Raw genomic sequence first — 21,225 nt, 5'->3', positions numbered from 1 at the left:
CCGCCGCAAAATCGCCCTAAAAACCGAATGGTAACCATGGCGGGCTAGGGTAATTCTGTGACCAATTCTCCGACGATCCTGGTGTTCGATTCCGGCCTTGGCGGGCTCACGGTGCTCCGCGAGGTCGGGGCCGCGCGGCCGGACGCGCACTTTGCCTACGTCGCCGACGATGCCTTTTTCCCCTACGGCCACCACAGCGAGGACGAAATCATCGCCCGCGTGGTGCCGCTGATGGGTGAACTGATCGGCACGCATGATCCCGACCTCGTCGTCATCGCCTGCAACACGGCGTCCACCCTGGTCCTGTCGCACCTGCGCGCCGCTTATTCCGTGCCCTTTGTTGGCACCGTGCCGGCGATCAAGCCGGCCTGCGCGCAGTCGAGGACCCGCCGCGTCTCGGTGCTCGGCACCAAGGGTACGGTAAAGCGCGAATACACCAAGGCTCTGATCCGCGATTTCGCGCAAGGGTGCGAGGTGACGCTGGTCGGCTCGCCCGAGCTCGCCTCGCTGGCTGAAGCCGAGCTCAGCGGCGCTCCGATCAGCGACGAGGCCATCCGCGCCGAACTCGCTCCCTGCTTCGTCGGCGAGGCCGGGAATGTGGCATCCCGCACCGACACCGTCGTGCTCGCCTGCACGCATTATCCGCTGCTGCTCGACCGGCTGAAGCGGCTGGCCCCATGGCCTGTCGACTGGATCGATCCGGCGCCGGCGATCGCCCGCCGCGTCTCGGACCTGCTCGGCCCGCGGATTGGCGGCATCGCGCAGGACCGCGCCAAGATGATCTTCACCTCGAACCGCGTGCATGGCCTTTCGACCATGCTGACGCCGTTCTTCGGCGGTCGCGCCCTGGCCTGACTTTGCGCGGCGACGGTGCGCTGCTAGGTTTTGGCCGTCGTCACCTAGCCGCAGGCCTCCTCCATGTCGGTCCCGACCACGCCGCTCAACCGTCTCCGCCAGCTTTGGCGCGAAGGCCGTCCCGCCTTCGGCGCCATTGCGACCATCCCGAGCGTGCAGACCGTGCAGATCATGGCGCGCTCGCTCGACTGGATCATCGTCGATCTCGAGCATGGACCGATCGGGCTCACCGAAGCGCATGCGATGATCGCGGCGACGACGGGCACGCCGTGCACCCCCTTGGTGCGGATCGCGGCGAACGAGCCCTGGCTTGCGAAGGCGCCGATGGATATCGGGGCCTTCGGCATCAACTTTCCAATGATCACCAACCGCACCGATGCCGAGAAGGCGGTGCGCAGCGTGCGCTACCCGCCGCGCGGCGATCGGCTCTGGGGTCCGTTCCATGCACCGTTCCGCTGGGGCCAGTCGATGCCGGAGTACATGGCATCAGCCGATGACGAGATGATCTGCATGATCACCATCGAGCATGTCGATGCCGTCAACCGCATCGACGAGATCATGGCGACGCCGGGCATCGACGTCGCGGTGATCGGGCCCGGCGACCTCGCGACGTCCATCAACAAGCGCGGCCAGATGGACGACCCGGAGTTGCTCGAACTGGTCGCGCGCGCCGAGGCCGGCATCCTCAGAAGCGGCGTGCCGATCGGCGGCGTGGCCCGCACCTCCGACCAGGCCAACGCCCTCATCGACCGCGGCTACCGCGCGATCGCGCTCGGCTTCGACTGGTCGCTGTTCCAGCGCGGCATCATGGCGGCATTCGAGGGGATCAGACGCTGAACAAGCCGATTGCCATCTTGCCGGGAACTGCCGCGCTGCTAGGGTCGATCCAGGGAGGAAAACCATGCTTAAAAAGACTTTGCTCGCTCTGTCCTTTGCAGGCCTTGCCTTTGCGGCCTTCGCCCAGCAGCCCGGCATCAAGCGCACCCCGCTTCAGAAAGTCGAGTTCCCGGATGGCTACAACACCATCACCGCCATCGCGGAAGTCCCGGCGGGCGGCGCGGCCGGACGCCATACCCATCCCGGAATTGAGACGGGCTACGTCCTGGAAGGCGAGCTCACTCTTCTGATCGACGGGCAGCCGGACAAGACCCTGAAAGCCGGTGATTCCTACCAGATCCCCGCAGGCGTCGTGCACGACGCCAAGGCTCATGGCGATAAGGCCATGAAAGTGCTGGGAGTTTACGTCGTCGACAAGACCAAGCCGCTGGCGTCGCCCGCGCCCTGATGCGGCGAACCGACCGGCCCCAAGCGGGTTGGTTCGTGCTAGAGCGAGCGGGCGGGCCCCGCTCGCTGCACATACTTTAATCTTTGATCCGGAACCGGAGACCAATGCGCGGGACGCCCAAGACCATCTCGCTGCGGCGCCGTTTGATTTGCGACCTCATGCATGCCTCGATGGGCGTGCCGTTCGTTTCGCTATCCCGTTCGCTCAATATCCGCCCTGTGCTGGAGGCCCGCGCGGGCGCAACGGCGCCTGCCGGCTGGGCCGCGATGTTCGTCAAGGCTTTCGCCCTCGTGGCCAGGGACGAGCCGATCCTGCGCACCGTCTACGCCAAATGGCCTTGGCCGACCCTCTACGAGCTGCCGAGAAGCGTGGCCCTGGTGGCGATCGCCCGGGTCGACGATGGCGAGGAATGCGTGATCCCGCAGCGAATCGCGGCCCCCGACACGATGGCGCTGGCGGCCGTCGATGCCGAGATCCGACGCGCCAAGTCGGCACCAATCGAGGACGTCCCGATGTTCCGCAAGATCATGCGGGCGACCCGACTGCCGCTACCGCTGCGGCGCCTGTCCTGGGCGGTCGGCCTGAATTTCGGCCGGCAGCGCGGCAATTGGTTCGGCAGCTTTGCGGTCAGCTCGGTGGCCGCCTACGGCGGCGGCGAGCTCCACCCCATTACGCCAGGCCCCTTTATCGTCAGCTATGGAATGGTCGAGGCGGACCAGACCATTCATGTCGTGATCCGCTGGGATCACCGGGTCACCGACGCCGCCCCGATCGCCCGGGTCCTGACCCGGCTGGAACAGGTCCTGAACACTGAAATCGCTGCCGAATTGCGGGCGGCCGGGTCAAAGCCGATCCGGGCGGTCGGGACCTGATTCCGGGGCCATTCGCATTGACAGCGAGCCCCAAACTCCCCTAAAAGCCGCCTGCTCGCGGGCCGATTTCGGCCCGCGAAGCGTTTCGCGACCCGTGGTCTTGTCCCTTAAGCTTTGGGGATCGGACCTGTCAGTGCCGGGCTAGCCCCGTCACACAGGAGGGCGCGTTTCCTCAAACCATGAACCTGAAGAGGACGCGATGACTAAGCGCAGTGAGGCGAAGTACAAACTCGATCGCCGTATGGGCCAGAACATCTGGGGCCGCCCGAAGAGCCCCGTCAACCGCCGCGAGTACGGCCCCGGCCAGCACGGCCAGCGCCGCAAGGGCAAGCTCTCCGACTTCGGCGTGCAGCTGCGCGCCAAGCAGAAGCTGAAGGGCTATTACGCCAACATCTCTGAGCGCCAGTTCCACAGCATCTATGTCGAGGCCAGCCGCCTCAAGGGTGACACCGGCGAGAACCTGATCGGCCTGCTCGAGCGCCGTCTCGACGCGGTCGTGTACCGCGCCAAGTTCGTCTCGACGATCTTCGCCGCGCGCCAGTTCATCAACCACGGCCACGTCAAGGTGAACGGCCGCAAGGTCAACATCTCGAGCTATCAGGTCAAGATCGGCGATGTGATCGAGGTCAAGGAAGCTTCCAAGCAGCTCGCCCACGTCCTCGAAGCCAGCCAGCTCCCCGAGCGCGACACTCCCGACTATCTCGAAGTCGACCACGGCAAGATGACCGCGAAATACGTGCGCATCCCTCATCTCTCCGACGTGCCGTTCCCGGTGCAGATGGAGCCGCATCTGGTCGTCGAATTCTATTCGCGCTGATAGGCACGGCAGAACGACATTCAAAGGCCCCGGTTTTCCGGGGCCTTTTCATTTCAGGCAGCCACTCCCATGTTTCAGCCCGTCCGTGCTATGCTCGCACCTAGCGGAGTTGACCATGACGCGTCTTCTGGAAGAGGCTTTCAGCAAGGTTTCCGGCCTGCCCGATTCAGAGCAGGACGAATTGGCGCGAGCCCTGCTCGAACTCGCCGGGGTCGATCAACCTCCTATCCAGCTAACGGCGGCGGAAGAGGCAGATCTCGCCGAGGCCGAGGCTGAAATCGCCCGCGGCGAGTTAGCCAGCGCCGCCGAAGTCCGCGCGATGTGGGCCAAGCACGGGCTGTGAAGGTCCGCTACACGAAGCGGGCGCTCGCCCAAATCGACGAAGTTCTGACCTACATCGATGCGCGTTCCCCTCGAGGAGCCAATCACGTGCGCGACCGCATCATCGCGCTCATCGCGCTGCTTGGGGATCACCCGTATGCAGGACGGCAGACCACTCGTGCATACGTCCGTCGCTTACCGGTCAACCCTTATCCCTATCTGATCGATTATCGTGTGACCGAGACAGAAATCGTTATTATGCGGTTTCGCCACGCCGCCCGGCGTCCCCCCAGAACTCGCTGACCGCGAGCACACGTCATTCCCTCAGGGAGCAAGTTGATGCTCTACACCCCGCCCCCGATCGATCCCAAGGCGCCGCCGGTGCGCATCAACCTGCTCTCGGACACGCAGACCAGGCCGACGCCTGCGATGCGCGAGGCGATGGCGCGGGCGGAGGTCGGCGACGAGCAGGTCGGCGACGATCCGACCGTCAATGCGCTGTGCGAGCGCGTTGCCGATCTGCTCGGCAAGGAAGCTGCGGTCTATATGCCCTCGGGCACGATGTGCAACGTCACCGCGACGCTGGTGCATTGCCGCCCCGGCGACGAGATCCTGGCGCATGAGACCGCGCACATCATTGCGCGCGAAGGCGGCGCGCATGCCGCGATCGGCGGCTTCCAGGTGACCCAGCTCAAGGGGCCGGACGGCCAGTTCACGCCGGAGACGTTCCGGAAAGCCCTGCATCCGCGCACGCGCTATCAGCCGCCGCAGACGGTCGTCAGCGTCGAGCAGACGGCCAATATCGGCGGCGGCACGATCTGGAAGAAGGCTGATCTCGACGAGATCGTCGCGATCGCCAAACAACACGGCCTCATCACCCACATGGACGGCGCGCGCCTCCTCAACGCCACTGTGGCGAGCGGCATCTCGCCGCGCGACATGACCGCAGGCTGGGATTCGGCCTGGATCGACTTCTCCAAGGGCCTGGGCGCGCCGATCGGCGGTGTGCTGGCGGGCTCGCGCGCCTTCATCGACGCCGTGTGGCAGTGGAAGCAGCGCCTCGGCGGCTCGATGCGGCAGGCCGGTGTTTGCGCGGCCGCCTGCATCTACGCGCTCGATCATCACGTCGAGCGGCTCGCCGACGACCACGCCAATGCGCGCGCGCTCGCCCGCGGGCTGTCGCAGATCGCAGGCATCGAAGTGCAGGAGCCCGAGACCAATCTCGTGTTCTTCAAGCCCGACGGCGCCGGCATTGCCGGCGACAAGATGGTCGCGGCACTGCGCCAGCGCGGCGTGACGCTTGCGATGATGGACGGCCGCATCCGCGCCTGCACCCATCTCGACGTCAATGCGCGCCAGATCGAGGAGACGATCGGATACGTGCGCGAGATCGTCCGCGGGGCGTAAGTGAGCTGCCGTAGCCCGGATGGAGCGCAGCGAAATCCGGGGCAGTCTTTCGGCGGCGAGAGTCCCGGATTGCGCTTCGCTCCATCCGGGCTACGCACCGACCGCGACTACCGCCCCATCGCCTGATAAATCAGCGTCTTCAACGCCAGCTGAATCCGGCCGCGTTGCGAGGGCGTCTGCACCATGAAGATCCCGAACAGATCATCCTCGGGATCGATGAAGAAGAACGTGCCGCCGACGCCATCCCAGCGATACTCGCCAAGTGGCCATGACGTTCCCGGCGGCACCGAGGTGCGCACGGCGAAGCCGAGGCCGAAGCCGGAATTGCCGCCCGGATAATAGTTCTGGTCGCGCGCGATCCTGGTCTCAGGGCCGATGTGGTCGGACGCCATCAGCGCGATGGACTCGGGCTTGAGATAGCGCCGCCCCTCGTAGCTGCCGCCATTCAGCAGCATCTGCGCGAAACGGGTGTAGTCGCCGATGGTGCCGACCATGCCGCCACCGCCGGATTGCCATTGCAACGGCCGCCTGATGTCGCGAACCGGCGTTGTCGGGTTGATGTTGCGATCCTCAGGCATCGGCTCGGCGACGCGCGGGAATTTGGCGGGATCGGCCACGTAGAAGGCGGTCTCGGTCATGCCGAGCGGGTCCAGCAGCCGCTCCTTCTCGAACTGGAGCAGCGTCTTGCCCGAGGCTACCTCGACAACGCGGCCGAGCACGTCGGTGGAGAAGCCATAGTCCCACACCGTGCCCGGCTGCTCGGCCAGCGGCAGCGTGACGATCTTCGCAACGAAGTCGGCATTGCTGAGATTGCTTTGGAAGAGATTAGCCTCGGCATAGAGCTCGCTCACCATGTCGCCACCATGATAGCCATAGGGCAGGCCCGAGGTGTGGCGCAGCAGGTCCTTGATGGTGACCGGGCGCGCGAGCGGCTCCAGCGCCAGCGTAACCTTGCCGTCCTCGGCTTTTCTCTCGACGCCGACCTTCATCCCGGCAAAGGCGGGAATGTATTTCGAGACAGGATCATCGAGCGAAAGCTTGCCGTCGTCGACCAGCATCATCGCCATGACTGACGTGATCGGCTTCGACATCGAATAGAGGCGGAAGATCGTGTCCGCGCTCATCGGGATCCCGGTCGCGACGTCGCGAACTCCGAAATTCTCGTAGTAGACCGACTTGCCGTGTTGCTGGATCAGCAGGATGGCCCCGGGAATCTTTCCGGTCGCAACCTCGTTCCGGATGTAGTCAGAGACCTTTGCGAGGCCTTCGGCTGAGAATTTGTGCGCGGCGCGCTCGGAGCTTGCACGCGCACCGACCACTCCGACCAGCAGAACGAGCGCCGCGATCAACGCGCGGCGCACGCTCATATCATTTCTCCATGGCTTCATAGACCAACTGCTTCAAGGTCCGCTGCACGCGCTGGCGCTCGGTCGGGGTCTGCTCCAGCAGCACGAAGAACATGTCCTGCTTCGGGTCGATCACGAAATAGCAGCCGGAGGCGCCGTCCCATTTCAACTCGCCGAGATCGCCGGGCGGCGGCGGCTTGGCATTGCCGGGATCGGTGCGGACCGCGAGCCCGAGGCCGAAGCCAAAACCGTCGCCCGGAAAGTAGAAATAATCGCGATCGACGCCCGAGCCCGGGCCGACCTGATCGGTCACCATCAGCTTGAACGTCTCGGGCTTGAGAATGGTCTTGCCGTCGAGGCTGCCGCCGTTGAGCAGCATCTGCGCGAAGCGCTCGTAGTCGGCCATGGTCGTCACCATGCCGCCGCTGGCGAACTGGATCTTCTTGACCACCGTCGGATCGTTGATCCGGCCGACCCGGAAATCGCTGTCGTTCGGCACTGGCTGCGCCAGCAGCTTCTGTTTCTCGGGGGCCGTGACGAAGAAGCCGGTGTCGACCATGCCGAGCGGATCGAGCAGCCTGTCCCGCATGATGTCGATCAGCGGCTTGCCGGACGCGACCTCCATCACACGCGCGAGGACGTCGGTGGAATGGCCGTATTGCCAGAGCGCGCCCGGCTGGTTGTGCAGCGGCAGTTTTGCGATCCGTTCTGCGAACTCGGCGAGATCGAAATCGCCGCCATAGATGTTGGCCTCGCGATAGGCTTTGCGGACCAGGCTGTCGCCATAGAAGCCATAGGTGATGCCCGAGGTGTGCGTCATCAAATCGTGCACGGTCATCGGCCGGCTGGGCGGCACCAGTTCGAGCGATTTGGTGCCGTCCTCGGCCTTCTTCTCGACGCCGACCTTCACATTGGCGAACGACGGAATGTATTTCGAGACGGGATCATCCAACTTGATCTTGCCGTCTTCGATCATCCGCACCGCGACCACCGAGGTGATCGCCTTGCTCATCGAGAACAGGCGGAAGATCGTCTTGTCCGTGATCGGCGCCTTGCTGACGACGTCCTGCACGCCGAAGGCTTCGTGATAGACCGGCTTGCCGTGCTGTTGAATCAGCACGGTTGCGCCGGCGATCTTGCCGGTCGCGACTTCGTTCTTGAAGAAATCGCTGATCCGCGCGAGCTTGTCCTGATTGAAATGCGCGCCGGCCGGAATCTCGTAGGCGCCTTCCGCCCGCGCCAGCGAGATCACGCCGAGCGACACCAGCGCGCCGCAGAGCAGCGCACGCAGTCCAGACTGTAAAATCATATCCCCTCCCCGGAACATGGTCCGGCGGAGTGTACCGACCGCGTCATCAGGCACAAGGGCTGCCGTACCGCACAAGCGCCTCCGCATGGAGGCTGGCGCTTGGCTCGGAGAAGCAGCAGAACACGACGCGGGCCACGGATGGCGCGGCAGAGAGCCCTTCGACCGTCGTGCGAACGGCAATATCGGCGGCCCGGTCGGCGGGGAAGCGGAAAATGCCGGTCGAAATCGCGGGGAATGCCACCGAGGTTAGCTTGTGCTTCCCGCACAGCTCCATCGACCGGCGATAACAGGAGGCGAGCAGATCGTCCTCTCCGAGCGTACCGCCATTCCAGACCGGCCCGACGGTGTGGATCACATGGGCGGCCTTGAGCCGGTAGCCTTTGGTGATCTTGGCATCGCCGGTCTTGCAGCCGTGAAGCATGCGGCATTCGGCGACCAGATCGGGCCCGGCCGCCCGATGGATCGCACCATCCACGCCGCCCCCACCAAGGAGCGACGTGTTGGCCGCGTTGACAATGGCGTCAACGCTCAGCGTGGTGATGTCGGCGACAACGACCTCAAGCTCGGCACCGCCGATCCGGCGCGTCAGCCGGGTCACGGATCAAGCCGCGACGACGACGCCCTTCTCGGAGAGGAGCTGCTGCAATTCGCCAGCCTGGAACATCTCGCGGATGATGTCGCACCCGCCGACGAACTCGCCCTTCACATAGAGCTGTGGGATGGTCGGCCAGTTGGAGAAGGTCTTGATGCCGTTGCGCAGTTCGGCGGATTCGAGCACGTTGAGGCCCTTATAGCCGACGCCGATATGGTCGAGGATCTGGACGACCTGGCCGGAGAAACCGCACTGCGGAAATTGCGGCGTGCCCTTCATGAACAAAACCACGTCGTTCGACTTCACTTCGTTGGCGATGAATTCCTCGATGCTCATATCCGTGTCCTTCTGGGGCCTCAACGATCGCTTCGGGCCGGCTCAGCCGATCTAACCCGATATCTGCTCATATATGTAGCCCAAACCGTTGTGCATCCAAAGTAAAATGGCGGCGAACAGCCCCTGGCCGGCCGGCCTTTGGTGACGCCGGCCGCATTGCATGATGACGCGAATATCATCGTCCGGGAGGACTTTCATACCGTAACGGAGCCCCTATCTAGGACGAACCCCGTTTTTGGAACCGGGCAACGCCAACAACGTTCTCTTGTCCTGTCTGGAGAAAAACGTGACGAAACAAGCCTCCGCTACGGCCACCGCCCCGCTTTCGTCACCGTCCGGTCAGGGCGGCCTCGCCCAGAGGCTGGAAGACGCGTTTGTTGCCGTCCGCAATGAGACCGAACGCCGGGCCGCGCCGCTGTCGCCGGAGGACCAGCAGATCCAGTCCATGCCCGATGCGAGCCCGACAAAATGGCATCGGGCGCATACCACCTGGTTCTGGGAGCAATTCCTGCTCGGCGAGCACGCTGCGGGCTATCGGTCCTTCCACCCCGACTTCGCGTTCCTGTTCAATTCCTATTACGTCAGCGCCGGCCCGCGTCATGCCCGCAATCATCGCGGCGATATCACCCGACCCAGCGCCGATCAGGTCGGCACCTATCGCAAATATGTCGATGCGGCCGTCGTCAAATTCTTCCGCGAGGCCGGCGCGGACACGCTTCGCGAGATCGCGCCGCTGGTCGAGGTCGGGCTGAACCATGAGCAGCAGCATCAGGAATTGATGTTCACCGACATCCTGCACGCCTTTGCGCAGAACCCGGTCTATCCAGCCTACGACCCGGACTGGCGTTTCCCCGCCGCGACGCGTTCAGGCGAGGATTGGCTGATGCTGAACGAAGGCATCCACACCGTCGGTCACGTCGACGAGGGCTTTCATTTCGACAACGAGAAGCCGGCGCACCGCGCCCTGGTCGGCCCGGTCAACGTCGCGCGCAATCTCGTCACCAACGGCGAGTGGCTCGCCTTCATGCGCGACGGCGGCTACCGGACCGCAACGCTGTGGCTGATGGACGGCTTTGCCGCGGCCAACAAGGAAGACTGGCAGGCCCCAGGCCATTGGCGCGAAGTTGATGGCGCTTGGCAAGTGATGACGCTCGCCAGCCTCAAGCCGGTCGATCCCGACGCAGCGGTTTGCCACGTCAGTTATTACGAGGCCGACGCCTTCGCGCGCTGGGCTGGAAAGCATCTGCCGACCGAAATAGAATGGGAGGTCGCGGCCCGCGCAGGCCAGCTCAACGACGCCTTCGGCATCGTCTGGCAGTGGACCCGCAGCTCGTACGCGCCCTACCCCGGCTACCGCGCCATCGAAGGCGCGCTCGGCGAGTACAACGGCAAGTTCATGGTCAACCAATTGGTGCTGCGCGGCTCCTCGCTTGCAACTCCTGAGGGCCACAGCCGTATCACCTATCGGAACTTCTTCTATCCGCATCACCGCTGGCAATTCACGGGGCTGCGGCTCGCCGACTACCAGTAACATTCTTTTCCGACGACAAATGCGCGCCGGACAGCGCGTTCAGGAGAGTATCATGAATGTGCACGCCAGCGCTTTGGCCGAAGCCCATCTTCCCGACGAGCAGACCACCGCCTTCGCCCGCGAGGCCATCGATGACCTCTCGCAGCAGCCGAAAAAGCTCTCGCCGAAATATTTCTACGATGCGACCGGGTCCGAGCTGTTCGAGGCGATCACGAAGCTGCCGGAATATTATCCGACGCGCACCGAGCTATCGATCCTGAAGGAGCGCGGCAGCGAGATCGCGAAGATCATTCCGGCGCACGCAGCTCTGGTCGAGTTTGGCGCCGGCGCGACCACGAAGGTCCGCTTGCTGCTGGGCCAGTGCAAGTTTGCCGCCTATGTGCCCGTGGACATCTCCGGCGACTTCCTGAAGGCGCAGGCGAGCGGCCTGAAGCGTGACTTCCCGACGCTCGGCATCTATCCGGTCGCAGCCGACTTCACGACGCCGTTCGAGCTGCCCAGGCAGGTCGCATCCATGCCCAAGGTCGGCTTCTTCCCCGGCTCGACCATCGGCAATTTCGAGCCGCATGAAGCGCAGGCCTTCCTGAAGAGTGCGCGCGCCATCCTGGGCCGGGGCGCGCAGATGATCATCGGCGCCGATCTCGAAAAGGAAGAGCGCGTGCTGCATGACGCCTATAACGACGCCGCCGGCGTCACCGCGCGCTTCAACCTCAATGTGCTCGTGCGCATCAACCGCGAGCTCGGCGGCAATTTCGACCTGTCCGCCTTCACCCACCGCGCGATCTACAATCGCGAGCGGCATCGGATCGAGATGCATCTGATCAGCAGGAAGAGCCAGACCGTGCGCCTGCTCGGCACCAGCTTCTCGTTCCGTCCGGGCGAGAGCATCCACACCGAGAACAGCTACAAGTACAGCCTCGAACGCTTCGCCACGCTGGCGCAGGGCGCCGGCTGGCGGGTGCGTGAAAGCTGGACGGACTCGGCCAAGATGTTCTCCGTGCATGCGCTGGAGGTGGCGGAGTAGACGCTGCGCCACCGCCGCGCGCCGTTCAATGCTCCTCGGCCTCCTCGGTTGCCGATCCCAGCGACACCGACTCCCACACCGCCACCACGATCAGGATCGCGGTCGTCGCGACCGAGAGCCAGAGCGGCGGGAGATCGGCGGCGAACCACCACAGCATCAGCAGCAGGATGATGCCGATGCCGTGCGAGAGCTGGAGGAAGCCGCGGATCGCGTGCTTGAACAGGATGGTGCCGATCAGGAACACCAGCGGTCCACCGATCGTGCTCACGATCGTCCTGATATCGGAATGGCCGCTTGGGTGCTTCAGCACCAGTTCGTCCGACACCGCGGTCAGGATGATGCCGGCGATGATCGGCATGTGCAGATAGGTATAAGCGAGCCGCGCCAGGCGACCGGATTCGGCGGACTTCGAGATCCGCTCGGAGCCGGCCTCCGCGCCTTTGTGGAAATAGACCCACCACATCGCGATGGCGCCGACCAGTGCGGAGACGAAGGCCATGATGTTGTCCGCGGTCCACTCCAGCTCGGCAAAGGTCGCGCCGTTGACCACGACGGCTTCGCCGAGCGCGATGATGACGAAGAGGGAGCAGCGCTCGGCCATATGGCCGCCCTCGACGGCCCATGCCTCGACCGACGAGAAGCCGAGCTTGGGGACCCAGAAGCGTGCCGCCGGCGAGATGTACTCCCAGGCGACGGCAGCAATCCACAGCCATAGCCGCGTCTCGCCCTCGGACAGGCCGCCGGCGACCCACAGCACAGCGGAGATCGCGAGCCAGGTCAGGATGCGGATCGCGTTGTGGCGCACCGCCGTCCGATGCCGCGGCGTTGCGAACAGCCAGAAGGCGGTGCGCCCGAGCTGCATCGTCGCGTAGGCGATCGCAAACCACAGGCCCCGCCCCTCGAACGCGGTCGGGATCGTCGTCGACAGCACGAGGCCGCCCAGCATCATCAGGAAGAGCATGACGCGGACCGGCGTCAGCTCGGGATTGAGCCAGTTGGTGACCCAGGCGGTGTAGACCCACACCCACCACACCGCGAGGAACAGCACGGTGACATGCACAGCGCCGAGGGGCGTGAAATGGTGCAGCAGCGTGTGCGACACCTGCGTGACGGCGAAGACGAAGACGAGGTCGAAGAACAGCTCGACATTGGTGACGCGGCTGTGCTGGTTTGGCACGATGACGCGAAACATCGCGCCGCGAGGATTGTCCGCAGCCATCGTCGTCCCCCGTCGCGCGATCAGATCAAGCGCCCGGCACGCCGGTTTGCAGCGCCAGCGCATGCAGCACGCCGCCCATCTGGCCGCGCAGGGACTGATAGACGATCTGGTGCTGCTGGACGCGGGACTTGCCGCGGAAGGATTCCGAGATCACGGTCGCGGCATAGTGGTCGCCGTCGCCGGCGAGGTCACGGATGGTCACCTCGGCATCGGGGATCGCTGCCTTGATCATCGCCTCGATATCGTGGGCGTCCATGGGCATTCGGGTCTGGCTCCTTCTGGTCTCGAATCGCTGCCGGAGGTCCCCTCGCCGGCAGGCTCAAACTTAGCGTGAACGGCCTTCTGCGTCACGCTTTCCGGCACTATATCCATGATCTCATCAGGATAAAGGCACGACAAAGTGCCGCGCGCGGCAGATTGATCGAAAAGGCGTGAAATCATGAAGCTTCCAGGGCCCGACCATCCCATCACCATCACCCAGAACCCGAGGCGCGTCCGCGTCACGGCGGGCGACATCGTGATCGCCGAGACCAACAAGGCGCTGACCTTGAAGGAGGCCAAATATCCGGCAGTGCAATATGTGCCGCGGGAGGACACCAAGATGGCCCTGCTCGAGCGCACCGACCGCGTCACCCATTGCCCTTACAAGGGGGACGCGAGCTATTACAGCGTCAAGGCTGACGGCAAGACGCTGGACAACGCGATTTGGACCTATGAGACACCCTTCCCCGCGATGACGGAGATTTCCGGCCATCTCGCATTCTACCCGGACAAGGTGAAGATCGAGGAAGTGGGGTAGGCCACCGCCGTCATGGCCGGGCCTCGTCCTGGCCATCTACGTTCTTGGCCAATCGCGGCTACAGAAGAACGTAGATGCCTGGGCCTTCGCCTCGCCGAAGCGGCTTCGGCCGCGCAGGCGGGACAGCCCGGGCATGACGACTGAGAGTGCTGGCACAGCCAGGCTACGCCCTGAAGATCGTGAGCCCCAGAATCAGCAGCACCAGGAAGATCACGACGAAGACGTAAAACAGGAAACGGGCGACATCGGCGGAGGCGGCCGAGATGCCGGTGAAGCCGAGCACGCCGGCCACGATCGAGATCAGCAGGAAAATCAGCGCCCATTTCAGGATCGTCATAGCCAGCTCCGAATTGGTGCCGCCGCTTGCCCGCGGCCTCACGCCCTTTTGGCGAACGCTAACCTTGCTGCTCGGAACTGGTTCCTAATCCTGTCGGGCCCGAAGACCTGCTCAAACGAGGCTTGCTGAATCCGGTTCCCGACGGCACAGTCCGCCGGGGATCAGGAGCGCGGGGCAGCCATGACCACGATGTCACATTCAGCGACGATCGGCGCGGAAGCGCACGTCGCGCCGAAGAGCAAGGCGCGCAATCTGTCGCTCGATCGCGCCCGCACCTTCCTGACGCTGGTGGTGCTGCTGCATCATGCCGTCATCCCCTATACCTACTTCGGCCATACCGACCCGAAATTCTTCTTCGGCTTCGACATGATCGTGCTGGCCACCGACAGCTTCTTCATGGCGATGTTCTTCTTCCTGTCGGGCTTGTTTGCGTGGTCGGGCATCGCCCGCAAGGGCGCGCTGAGCTATCTGGCAGATCGCCTGCTTCGGCTTGGCCTGCCGTTCGTGATCTGCGCATTCACGATCATTCCGCTCGCCTATTACGCCATCTCGCTCCGGCACCATCCCGAGATCGGCTTTTCGGAATATTGGTGGAATATGGTCACGAAGGGCCCGTGGCCGAGCGGGCCGATCTGGTTTCTTTGGGTCCTGCTCGGCTTCGACGTGGTGGCCTGCATACTACATCGGCTGTCACCCAACCTGCTCGATCCGATCAACCGCCTCTCGCTGCAGGGTCGCCGTCGGCCCGAGTTGTTCTTCGCGGTCATGCTCGCCGTCACCGCAGCGTTCTATGTTCCCGGGCTGATGTATTATGGACCAAGCAACTGGTTCGAATTCGGGCCGTTCTCGGTGCAGCACGGGCGTGTGATGCTCTATGCGAGCTACTTCTTTTTCGGTGCCGGCATTGGCGTCGCGAATATGGATCGCGGCCTGCTCGCGGCAGACGGCCGGATGGCGAGGGTCAGCTGGGACTGGATGGTCTTGGCGATCGTTCCATATTGCCTGCTCTGGGTGCTGATCTTCATCAAGCGCGAAATACTGGGAAATCCGTCGCCCCTGCCGAACTGGTATGAGGGGCTTTATGCCATCTGCTTCGCTGTCTTCAGCGTGGCCATCATGCTTCTGATCCTGGCCTTTTTCCAGAGGTTCAGACAATCAGGCTCGGCCAAGCTACTCGATCCGATGCAGGCGGACGCCTACGGTATCTTTTTGGTGCACTACCCGATCGCGCTTTGGCTGCAATACTGGCTGTTCGACTATGACCTGCCAGCGATCGTCAAGGCGACGATCGGCTTCGTGCTGACGGTCGCGTTCAGTTGGGCGCTAACGCGCGCCTTGCGCCAGATCCCCGGGGCGACCAAGGTGCTGTGACCCCGGCGGTCTCCGTCATTGCCGAACATGCACAATTGCGAGCGGCAGCGCCTTACGCCGCCTTCCCGCCCATATATTCCGGCAGCCAGCGCTCGAACGATTTCCGCAGCACGTCGATCGCAACCGGCGCCTCGCCCGCGATCGCGATCGCATCGCCGCCGGTGGTGCCAATCCGCACGCAGGGCACCTCGCAGCCGCGCATCTTGGCGAGCACGCGGCCGGCTTCCGTTTCCGGCACGGTGACGAGATAGCGCGCCTGATCCTCGCCAAACCAATAGGCCTGCGGCACCAGCGCGGTCGGCGCCGCCAGCAGTTTTGCGCCGATGCCGCTCGCCATCGCCATTTCGGCGAGCGCGATCAGGAGGCCGCCATCGGAGAGATCATGCACGGCGGTCGCGGTACCGCCATGGATCATGCCGCGCACGCAATCGCCATTGCGCTTCTCGGCGGCGAGATCGACCGGCGGTGGCGCGCCCTCCTCGCGACCGCAGATATCGCGCAGGTAAACGGACTGGCCGATCCAGCCATGGGTCTCGCCGATCAAGAGGATCGCCTCGCCCTCCGCCTTGAAGGCGAGCGAGGCGGATTTGGTGAAGTCGTCGAGCAGGCCGACACCGCCGATCGAGGGCGTCGGCAGGATCGCGCGGCCGTTGGTCTCGTTGTAGAGCGAGACATTGCCGGACACGACCGGGAAGTCCAGCGTGCGGCAGGCCTCCGAGATACCCTTCAGGCAGCCGACGAACTGGCCCATGATCTCGGGCCGCTCAGGGTTGCCGAAATTGAGATTGTCGGTGATCGCGAGCGGCTTGCCGCCGACCGCGGTGATGTTGCGCCAGGCCTCCGCCACCGCCTGCTTGCCGCCCTCGAACGGATCGGCCTCGCAATAGCGCGGCGTGACATCGACGGTCAGCGCAAGTCCCTTCGGCCCGTCCTCAACGCGCACGACGGCGGCATCGCCGCCGGGGCGCTGCATCGTGTTGCCGAGAATGACGTGGTCGTACTGCTCCCAGACCCAGCGCTTAGAGCACATGTCGGGCGTGCCGATCAGCTTCTCCAGCGCGGCGCCGAGGCTCATCGGCGCCGGCACGTCGCGGGCGTGCACGACCGGCAACGCGGCCGAGGGAACGTGCGGGCGGTCATAGAGCGGCGCCTCGTCGCCGAGCTCCTTGATGGGCAGATCGGCCATGACGTCGCCGCCATGCTTGACCACGAAACGCTTGCTCGGCGTGGTGTAGCCGACGACGGCGAAGTCGAGGCCCCACTTCTTGAAGATCGCCTCGGCTTCCTTTTCCTTCTCGGGCTTGAGCACCATGAGCATGCGCTCCTGGCTTTCCGAGAGCATCATCTCGTAGGCGCTCATGCCGGTCTCGCGGGTCGGCACCGCGTCGAGATCGAGGTCGACGCCGAGGTCGCCCTTGGCGCCCATCTCCACCGCCGAGCAGGTCAGGCCGGCCGCGCCCATGTCCTGGATCGCGATGACGCAGCCCTTCTCCATGATCTCGAGGCAGGCCTCGAGCAGCAGTTTTTCGGCGAAGGGATCGCCGACCTGCACGGTCGGACGCTTCTCCTCGGACTTGTCGTCGAACTCGGCCGAGGCCATCGAAGCGCCGTGGATACCGTCGCGCCCCGTTTTGGAACCGAGATACACGATCGGCATGTTCACGCCGGAGGCGGCCGCATAGAAGATCTTGTCGGCATCGGCGAGGCCCACCGCCATCGCGTTGACGAGGATGTTGCCGTCGTAGCGGGTGTGGAAGCGCACTTGGCCGCCTACCGTCGGCACGCCGAAGGAATTGCCGTAGCCGCCGACGCCGGCGACCACGCCGGAGACGAGGTGCCGTGTCTTGGCATGCTCGGGCGCACCGAAGCTCAGCGCATTCAGGCAGGCGATCGGGCGCGCGCCCATGGTGAAGACATCGCGCAAAATGCCACCGACGCCGGTGGTCGCGCCCTGGTAGGGCTCGATATAGCTCGGGTGATTGTGGCTCTCCATCTTGAAGACCACGGCCTGGCCGTCGCCGATGTCGATCACGCCGGCATTCTCGCCGGGGCCCTGGATCACCCAGGGCGCCTTGGTCGGCAGCCCCTTGAGATGGATGCGCGAGGATTTGTACGAGCAGTGCTCGTTCCACATCGCCGAGAAGATGCCGAGCTCGGTGAAGCTCGGCTCCCGCCCGATCAGCTTCAGGATGCGCTCGTACTCGTCGGGCTTGAGCCCGTGGGCGGCAACCAGTTCGGGGGTGATCTTGGGTTCGTTCTTCATGGATTCCAGGCTTTCGGCGGCGGTTTGGCCGTTCTTAGGAACATCCGGGGCTCGCGAAAAGCCCTTTATGGCGCATTTTCCCGCTGTCCCACATTTTGCGGCAGGCCGCCTGCGGGAACAGGAATTGCACGGCGCGGACGGATCGGATTTAAGGGCTGAAGACCCGCAATTGAAGGCCTATTTCCTTGCACGAATTGACCAAAGCACCCCCGCCCCGCCGCCCTGACCTCCACGTCGCCACTGAGGGCGAATTTGAGGGCTGGCGGACCTGGATTCGCGACAGTTTTGAGTCCCATGTCGGCCCCTTCTGGCACCGGATCGAGGCGGACGGCAGCGTCCGCAGCGCCTTCCGGGTCGAGAAGAAGCACCTCAACGGCTCCGGAAACGTCCATGGCGGCTGCTACATGGCCTTTGCCGACTATTCCCTGTTTGCGATCGCCACCCATGTCCTGGACAGCCGGGCCGTGACCACCAATTTTTCCTGCGAATTCCTCGACGCGGCACGGGAGGGCGAGCTGATCGAATGCACCGGAGACGTGAGCCGGGCCGGCGGCTCGCTGATCTTCCTGCGCGGCCAGATGATGTCCGGCGAGCGGCTGCTGCTCACCTTTTCCGGCACGATCAAGCGGATGAAGCGGAAGCCGCAGCCCCAGCCAAACGCATAGCTCGACGCCTTCCCTTTTCGCGCGCCCTCGCCCAGACTTCCCGGCAAGCGCTATTGCGCCGGGGAGCAAGAACAAGGTGCCGCAGAGCACATCGCCGACGGATCGCGCGACGGCCGCCGCACCACTGTCGCCCATTGCCACAACCGGCGCACGCAACTGGCGCGACTATGCCCTGCTGCTCGCGCTCGCCTGCTGCTGGAGCTCGACCTATCCGCTGGCCAAGCTCGCGCTTCCCACGATCCCGCCCATCACCTTCATCTCGGCGCGCTCGCTGATTGCGGCCGCCTTCCTGTTCGCGATCCTGTGGATCCGCGGCATCAGGATCCCGACCGACGCCAAGGCCTGGAAGCTGTTCGCAACCCAGCAATTGATCAACTCGACCTTACCATTCCTGATCATCACCTGGTCGCAGCAATATGTGCCGGCGTCGAACACGGTGGTGCTGGCCTCGACGACGCCGATCTTCGCTTTCCTGATCACCTCGCTGATCACCCGGCACGAGCCGGCAACACTGCTCAAGCTCGCCGGCGCGATTTTGGGGCTCGCCGGCACTGTCGCCATCGTTGGGCTCGACGCGCTGCGCGGCTTCGGTAGCGAGATCGTCGCGGAGATCGCGACCCTGCTCGCCACGATCTCCTTTGCCTGCGCGACGATCTTCGGTCTTCGCCTGTCGGAATACGACCCGATGGTGGTGGCGGCCGGCTCGCTGCTGTTCGGCGGCATCATCCTGCTGCCGCCATCGCTGATCATTGACCAGCCCTGGACACTACACCCAACGCCGACGGCGATCGTCGCCACCATCGTCATGGGCATCGTCTCAAGCGCGCTGGGTTTGATGCTGTTCTACGTCTGCCTCGGCCGGCTCGGCACGCTGACCACGAATGCGCAAGGGTATCTGCGCATCCCGATCGGCGTCGGCCTCTCCGTGCTGCTGCTCGGCGAGAGCGTGCCGTCAAACCTCGCGCTGGGCCTGCTGCTGGTCATGGCCGGCGTCGCCGCGATGACGGTGCCGGTTGAACGGCTGAAGCTGCGCTAGCTACTACTTGGCGTCGTCCGCCAGCATCTTCCGGTACTTCTCGACGTCGCGCGTCACGAGCTGCTGCAGCAGCTCCGGCGCATGCTCGTTGGCATCGGGAGCGACGGTCGAAAGGTCGGCAAAGCGCTTCTTCACCGCGTCGGTCTCAACGGCGGTACGCGCGGCGGCGTTGAGCTTGGCGATGACCGCCGGCGGCGTGCCCTTGGGCGCGAACAGGCCATTCCAGCCCTGCGCCTCGAATTCCGGCAGGCCGGCTTCCGCCGACGTCGGCAGGTCGGGCAGCGTGGCGAGGCGCACGGTCGAGCCGACCACGAGCCCCTTCACCAGCTTCTCGTTGATCGACTGCGAGACCGAGGCGGCCGCGTCGCAGACGCCGTCGATCTGGCTGCCGACCGCATCGGTCAGCGCGGGCGCGGCACCGCGATAGCCGACCAGCGTCGCGTCGATGCCGGCGGCGGTCACGAAGCTCTTGCAGATCAGATAGTTCGAGGAGCCGACTCCGGCATGGCCGAGATTGATCTTGCCGGGATTTGCCTTGGCGTAGGCGATGAACTCTTTCAGGTCCTTGGCCGGAAAATCCTTGCGCAGCGCGACGATGCCGAATGTCTTTGCCACCATGGCGATCGGCACGAAGGAGTCCGGCGTGAACGGAAGTTTCGGATAGATCGTGTAGGTCGCGGCGTTGGTGCCGGCATTGCCGATCGCGATGGTGTAGCCGTCAGACTCGGCGCGGGAGGCGCGCGCCAGCGCGGTCGAGCCGCCGGCACCCGCAACGTTCTCGATCACGATGGTCTGGCCGAGCGCGATGCCCATCTGCTCGGCGACCGTGCGCGCGATCACGTCCGAGGTGCCGCCGGCCGCGAACGGCACGATCATGGTGATCGGACGCTTGGGGAAATCCTGCGCGAACGCCGCGTTCGCAAGCGTCAGCGCCGCGATCGCGGCGAGCGCCCGCTTCACCACGAACCGGATCACGCGGCCTTTTCCAGATGCTGGACGAGGCCGGCGAACAGGCCGCGGCCGTCGGTGCAGCCCATGATGTCTTCGACGTGGTTTTCCGGATGCGGCATCATGCCGAGCACGTTGCCCTTGTCGTTGACGATGCCGGCGATCGAATGCGCCGCGCCGTTGATATTGTGCGCCTCGTCGACCACGCCGTCGGCGGAGCAGTAGCGATAGAGCACCCGTCCCTCGCCTTCGAGCCGCTTGATGGTCTCTTCATCCGCCTCGTAATTTCCCTCGCCATGGGCAACCGGCACGCGGATCACCTGTCCGGCATTGTAGCCGCGGGTGAACGGCGTGTCGGAACGCTCGACGCGCAGATGCACGTCGTGGCAGATGAATTTCAGCCGCGCGTTGCGCATCAAGACGCCCGGCAGGAGGCCGGACTCGCAGAGGATCTGAAAACCGTTGCAGACGCCAAGCACGAGGCCGCCCTTGGCCGCATAGTCGCGCACCGCGTCCATCACCGGCGCGCGCGCCGCGATGGCACCGCAGCGCAGATAGTCGCCGTAGGAGAAACCGCCCGGCACCACCACGAGATCCGTGCCCACAGGCAGTGACGTCTCGGCATGCCAGACCATTGCCGGCTCGCTGCCGGAGATCATCCTCAGCGCACGCGCCATGTCGCGCTCGCGGTTGATTCCGGGAAAGACGAGGATGGCGGCTTTCATGGCAGAGGTTCCGACAGTGGCTGGAATCGGGGCTGGCCAACGGGCCAATTCGTGAAGAGACATAACCATTTGACGGGGATTTTACCAGTGCTAGCCTCGGCAGAGGGCCTTGTGCACAGGCCATGCACATAAGCTGCGGCCGCACCCGTTCGGTCGGTCGATTTGCC

24 protein-coding genes are annotated in these 21,225 nt (G+C 64.5%); 14 read left to right on the top strand and 10 right to left on the bottom strand.

From position 1 onward, the window contains the following. Positions 1 to 57: 57 nt before the first annotated feature. The 8 genes from murI to IVA81_RS35445 all read left to right on the top strand — a co-directional run bounded on the left by murI (position 58) and on the right by IVA81_RS35445 (position 5,557). Positions 58 to 855: a glutamate racemase gene (gene murI / locus IVA81_RS35480; RefSeq protein WP_247326881.1), complete on the top strand. Its 798-nt coding sequence runs from the start codon at positions 58 to 60 to the stop codon at positions 853 to 855. Positions 856 to 918: 63 nt separating this feature from the next. Continuing rightward, positions 919 to 1,692, top strand: coding sequence for an aldolase/citrate lyase family protein (locus IVA81_RS35475; protein ID WP_247326880.1), 774 nt, complete (start codon positions 919 to 921; stop codon positions 1,690 to 1,692). Positions 1,693 to 1,756: 64 nt separating this feature from the next. Further along, a complete protein-coding gene (locus IVA81_RS35470; RefSeq protein WP_247326878.1) occupies positions 1,757 to 2,140 on the top strand; it encodes a cupin domain-containing protein in 384 nt (127 codons plus the stop codon). 104 nt (positions 2,141 to 2,244) lie between these two features. Continuing rightward, entirely contained in the window at positions 2,245 to 3,012 is a 768-nt protein-coding gene (locus tag IVA81_RS35465) for an acyltransferase (RefSeq protein WP_247326877.1), read from the top strand. A 199-nt stretch (positions 3,013 to 3,211) separates the two neighbouring features. After that, positions 3,212 to 3,829 (top strand): 30S ribosomal protein S4, encoded by a 618-nt coding sequence (gene rpsD, locus IVA81_RS35460; RefSeq protein WP_094895629.1) that lies wholly within the window; start codon positions 3,212 to 3,214, stop codon positions 3,827 to 3,829. Positions 3,830 to 3,944: 115 nt separating this feature from the next. Continuing rightward, positions 3,945 to 4,172, top strand: a complete 228-nt coding sequence (locus IVA81_RS35455) for a hypothetical protein (RefSeq protein WP_247326876.1) — start codon at positions 3,945 to 3,947, stop codon at positions 4,170 to 4,172. Next, the gene (locus IVA81_RS35450; RefSeq protein WP_247326875.1) at positions 4,169 to 4,453 is read left to right on the top strand and encodes a type II toxin-antitoxin system RelE/ParE family toxin; all 285 of its coding nucleotides are present in this window, start codon (positions 4,169 to 4,171) and stop codon (positions 4,451 to 4,453) included. Before IVA81_RS35455 ends, IVA81_RS35450 begins: the two co-directional genes overlap by 4 nt. Before the next feature lie 36 nt (positions 4,454 to 4,489). Further along, the gene (locus IVA81_RS35445) at positions 4,490 to 5,557 is read left to right on the top strand and encodes a threonine aldolase family protein (protein WP_247326873.1); all 1,068 of its coding nucleotides are present in this window, start codon (positions 4,490 to 4,492) and stop codon (positions 5,555 to 5,557) included. 107 nt (positions 5,558 to 5,664) lie between these two features. On the opposite strand, the gene IVA81_RS35440 is transcribed toward IVA81_RS35445, so the two are convergent. Genes IVA81_RS35440 through grxD form a run of 4 tightly spaced genes read right to left on the bottom strand, consistent with a single transcriptional unit; the run spans position 5,665 to position 9,140 of the window. Further along, on the bottom strand, positions 5,665 to 6,924 hold the full coding sequence (locus tag IVA81_RS35440; RefSeq protein WP_247326871.1) for a serine hydrolase domain-containing protein: 1,260 nt from the start codon (positions 6,922 to 6,924) through the stop codon (positions 5,665 to 5,667). A gap of 1 nt (position 6,925) precedes the next feature. Further along, positions 6,926 to 8,212, bottom strand: coding sequence for a serine hydrolase domain-containing protein (locus IVA81_RS35435; protein WP_247326869.1), 1,287 nt, complete (start codon positions 8,210 to 8,212; stop codon positions 6,926 to 6,928). A 46-nt stretch (positions 8,213 to 8,258) separates the two neighbouring features. Beyond that, positions 8,259 to 8,810: an O-acetyl-ADP-ribose deacetylase gene (locus tag IVA81_RS35430; RefSeq protein ID WP_247326867.1), complete on the bottom strand. Its 552-nt coding sequence runs from the start codon at positions 8,808 to 8,810 to the stop codon at positions 8,259 to 8,261. 3 nt (positions 8,811 to 8,813) lie between these two features. Continuing rightward, positions 8,814 to 9,140 (bottom strand): Grx4 family monothiol glutaredoxin, encoded by a 327-nt coding sequence (gene grxD, locus IVA81_RS35425; RefSeq protein WP_247326865.1) that lies wholly within the window; start codon positions 9,138 to 9,140, stop codon positions 8,814 to 8,816. 235 nt (positions 9,141 to 9,375) lie between these two features. Between grxD and egtB the strand changes: the two genes are divergently transcribed. Next, positions 9,376 to 10,671, top strand: a complete 1,296-nt coding sequence (gene egtB, locus IVA81_RS35420) for an ergothioneine biosynthesis protein EgtB (RefSeq protein ID WP_247326862.1) — start codon at positions 9,376 to 9,378, stop codon at positions 10,669 to 10,671. Between the two features lie 52 nt (positions 10,672 to 10,723). Beyond that, positions 10,724 to 11,695: an L-histidine N(alpha)-methyltransferase gene (egtD, locus tag IVA81_RS35415; protein WP_247326859.1), complete on the top strand. Its 972-nt coding sequence runs from the start codon at positions 10,724 to 10,726 to the stop codon at positions 11,693 to 11,695. A 25-nt stretch (positions 11,696 to 11,720) separates the two neighbouring features. On the opposite strand, the gene IVA81_RS35410 is transcribed toward egtD, so the two are convergent. Further along, positions 11,721 to 12,914 carry a low temperature requirement protein A gene (locus IVA81_RS35410; protein WP_247326857.1) on the bottom strand — a complete coding sequence of 398 codons (1,194 nt, stop codon included), beginning with the start codon at positions 12,912 to 12,914 and terminating at the stop codon, positions 11,721 to 11,723. 25 nt (positions 12,915 to 12,939) lie between these two features. Next, entirely contained in the window at positions 12,940 to 13,176 is a 237-nt protein-coding gene (locus IVA81_RS35405; protein ID WP_018316584.1) for a BolA family transcriptional regulator, read from the bottom strand. Between the two features lie 177 nt (positions 13,177 to 13,353). On the opposite strand from IVA81_RS35405, the gene IVA81_RS35400 reads away from it, so the two are divergent. Beyond that, entirely contained in the window at positions 13,354 to 13,713 is a 360-nt protein-coding gene (locus IVA81_RS35400; protein WP_247326855.1) for a DUF427 domain-containing protein, read from the top strand. 163 nt (positions 13,714 to 13,876) lie between these two features. On the opposite strand, the gene IVA81_RS35395 is transcribed toward IVA81_RS35400, so the two are convergent. Further along, the gene (locus IVA81_RS35395) at positions 13,877 to 14,050 is read right to left on the bottom strand and encodes a DUF1328 domain-containing protein (protein ID WP_092228199.1); all 174 of its coding nucleotides are present in this window, start codon (positions 14,048 to 14,050) and stop codon (positions 13,877 to 13,879) included. 180 nt (positions 14,051 to 14,230) lie between these two features. On the opposite strand from IVA81_RS35395, the gene IVA81_RS35390 reads away from it, so the two are divergent. Further along, positions 14,231 to 15,421, top strand: a complete 1,191-nt coding sequence (locus IVA81_RS35390; protein WP_247326854.1) for an acyltransferase — start codon at positions 14,231 to 14,233, stop codon at positions 15,419 to 15,421. A gap of 52 nt (positions 15,422 to 15,473) precedes the next feature. On the opposite strand, the gene purL is transcribed toward IVA81_RS35390, so the two are convergent. Next, complete coding sequence (purL, locus tag IVA81_RS35385; protein ID WP_247326853.1) at positions 15,474 to 17,684, bottom strand: phosphoribosylformylglycinamidine synthase subunit PurL; 2,211 nt, start codon at positions 17,682 to 17,684, stop codon at positions 15,474 to 15,476. 185 nt (positions 17,685 to 17,869) lie between these two features. On the opposite strand from purL, the gene IVA81_RS35380 reads away from it, so the two are divergent. Together IVA81_RS35380 and IVA81_RS35375 are read left to right on the top strand one after the other, a co-directional pair. Further along, entirely contained in the window at positions 17,870 to 18,349 is a 480-nt protein-coding gene (locus tag IVA81_RS35380; protein ID WP_247326851.1) for a PaaI family thioesterase, read from the top strand. A 76-nt stretch (positions 18,350 to 18,425) separates the two neighbouring features. Continuing rightward, on the top strand, positions 18,426 to 19,385 hold the full coding sequence (locus IVA81_RS35375; RefSeq protein WP_247326849.1) for a DMT family transporter: 960 nt from the start codon (positions 18,426 to 18,428) through the stop codon (positions 19,383 to 19,385). 3 nt (positions 19,386 to 19,388) lie between these two features. On the opposite strand, the gene IVA81_RS35370 is transcribed toward IVA81_RS35375, so the two are convergent. Together IVA81_RS35370 and purQ are read right to left on the bottom strand one after the other, a co-directional pair. Continuing rightward, positions 19,389 to 20,360: a tripartite tricarboxylate transporter substrate binding protein BugD gene (locus tag IVA81_RS35370; protein WP_247326847.1), complete on the bottom strand. Its 972-nt coding sequence runs from the start codon at positions 20,358 to 20,360 to the stop codon at positions 19,389 to 19,391. Further along, positions 20,357 to 21,058 (bottom strand): phosphoribosylformylglycinamidine synthase subunit PurQ, encoded by a 702-nt coding sequence (purQ, locus tag IVA81_RS35365; RefSeq protein ID WP_247326845.1) that lies wholly within the window; start codon positions 21,056 to 21,058, stop codon positions 20,357 to 20,359. Before purQ ends, IVA81_RS35370 begins: the two co-directional genes overlap by 4 nt. Positions 21,059 to 21,225 lie beyond the last annotated feature (167 nt).

The sequence above is a fragment of the Bradyrhizobium sp. 141 genome, from assembly GCF_023074055.1.
Classification (GTDB): Bacteria; Pseudomonadota; Alphaproteobacteria; order Rhizobiales; family Xanthobacteraceae; genus Bradyrhizobium.
Note: the sequence above shows the minus strand (reverse complement) of the source record. Positions and strands in the feature narration are given on the sequence as shown.

Excerpts from the sequence above, each read along its gene's own strand:
- IVA81_RS35475 (WP_247326880.1), top strand. The coding sequence starts at position 919 with ATGTCGGTCCCGACCACGCCGCTCAACCGTCTCCGCCAGCTTTGGCGC.
- IVA81_RS35470 (WP_247326878.1), top strand. The coding sequence starts at position 1,757 with ATGCTTAAAAAGACTTTGCTCGCTCTGTCCTTTGCAGGCCTTGCCTTT.
- IVA81_RS35465 (WP_247326877.1), top strand. The coding sequence starts at position 2,245 with ATGCGCGGGACGCCCAAGACCATCTCGCTGCGGCGCCGTTTGATTTGC.
- rpsD (WP_094895629.1), top strand. The coding sequence starts at position 3,212 with ATGACTAAGCGCAGTGAGGCGAAGTACAAACTCGATCGCCGTATGGGC.
- IVA81_RS35455 (WP_247326876.1), top strand. The coding sequence starts at position 3,945 with ATGACGCGTCTTCTGGAAGAGGCTTTCAGCAAGGTTTCCGGCCTGCCC.
- IVA81_RS35445 (WP_247326873.1), top strand. The coding sequence starts at position 4,490 with ATGCTCTACACCCCGCCCCCGATCGATCCCAAGGCGCCGCCGGTGCGC.
- IVA81_RS35440 (WP_247326871.1), bottom strand. The coding sequence starts at position 6,924 with ATGAGCGTGCGCCGCGCGTTGATCGCGGCGCTCGTTCTGCTGGTCGGA.
- IVA81_RS35435 (WP_247326869.1), bottom strand. The coding sequence starts at position 8,212 with ATGATTTTACAGTCTGGACTGCGTGCGCTGCTCTGCGGCGCGCTGGTG.
- grxD (WP_247326865.1), bottom strand. The coding sequence starts at position 9,140 with ATGAGCATCGAGGAATTCATCGCCAACGAAGTGAAGTCGAACGACGTG.
- egtD (WP_247326859.1), top strand. The coding sequence starts at position 10,724 with ATGAATGTGCACGCCAGCGCTTTGGCCGAAGCCCATCTTCCCGACGAG.
- IVA81_RS35410 (WP_247326857.1), bottom strand. The coding sequence starts at position 12,914 with ATGGCTGCGGACAATCCTCGCGGCGCGATGTTTCGCGTCATCGTGCCA.
- IVA81_RS35405 (WP_018316584.1), bottom strand. The coding sequence starts at position 13,176 with ATGCCCATGGACGCCCACGATATCGAGGCGATGATCAAGGCAGCGATC.
- IVA81_RS35400 (WP_247326855.1), top strand. The coding sequence starts at position 13,354 with ATGAAGCTTCCAGGGCCCGACCATCCCATCACCATCACCCAGAACCCG.
- IVA81_RS35395 (WP_092228199.1), bottom strand. The coding sequence starts at position 14,050 with ATGACGATCCTGAAATGGGCGCTGATTTTCCTGCTGATCTCGATCGTG.
- IVA81_RS35390 (WP_247326854.1), top strand. The coding sequence starts at position 14,231 with ATGACCACGATGTCACATTCAGCGACGATCGGCGCGGAAGCGCACGTC.
- purL (WP_247326853.1), bottom strand. The coding sequence starts at position 17,684 with ATGAAGAACGAACCCAAGATCACCCCCGAACTGGTTGCCGCCCACGGG.
- purQ (WP_247326845.1), bottom strand. The coding sequence starts at position 21,058 with ATGAAAGCCGCCATCCTCGTCTTTCCCGGAATCAACCGCGAGCGCGAC.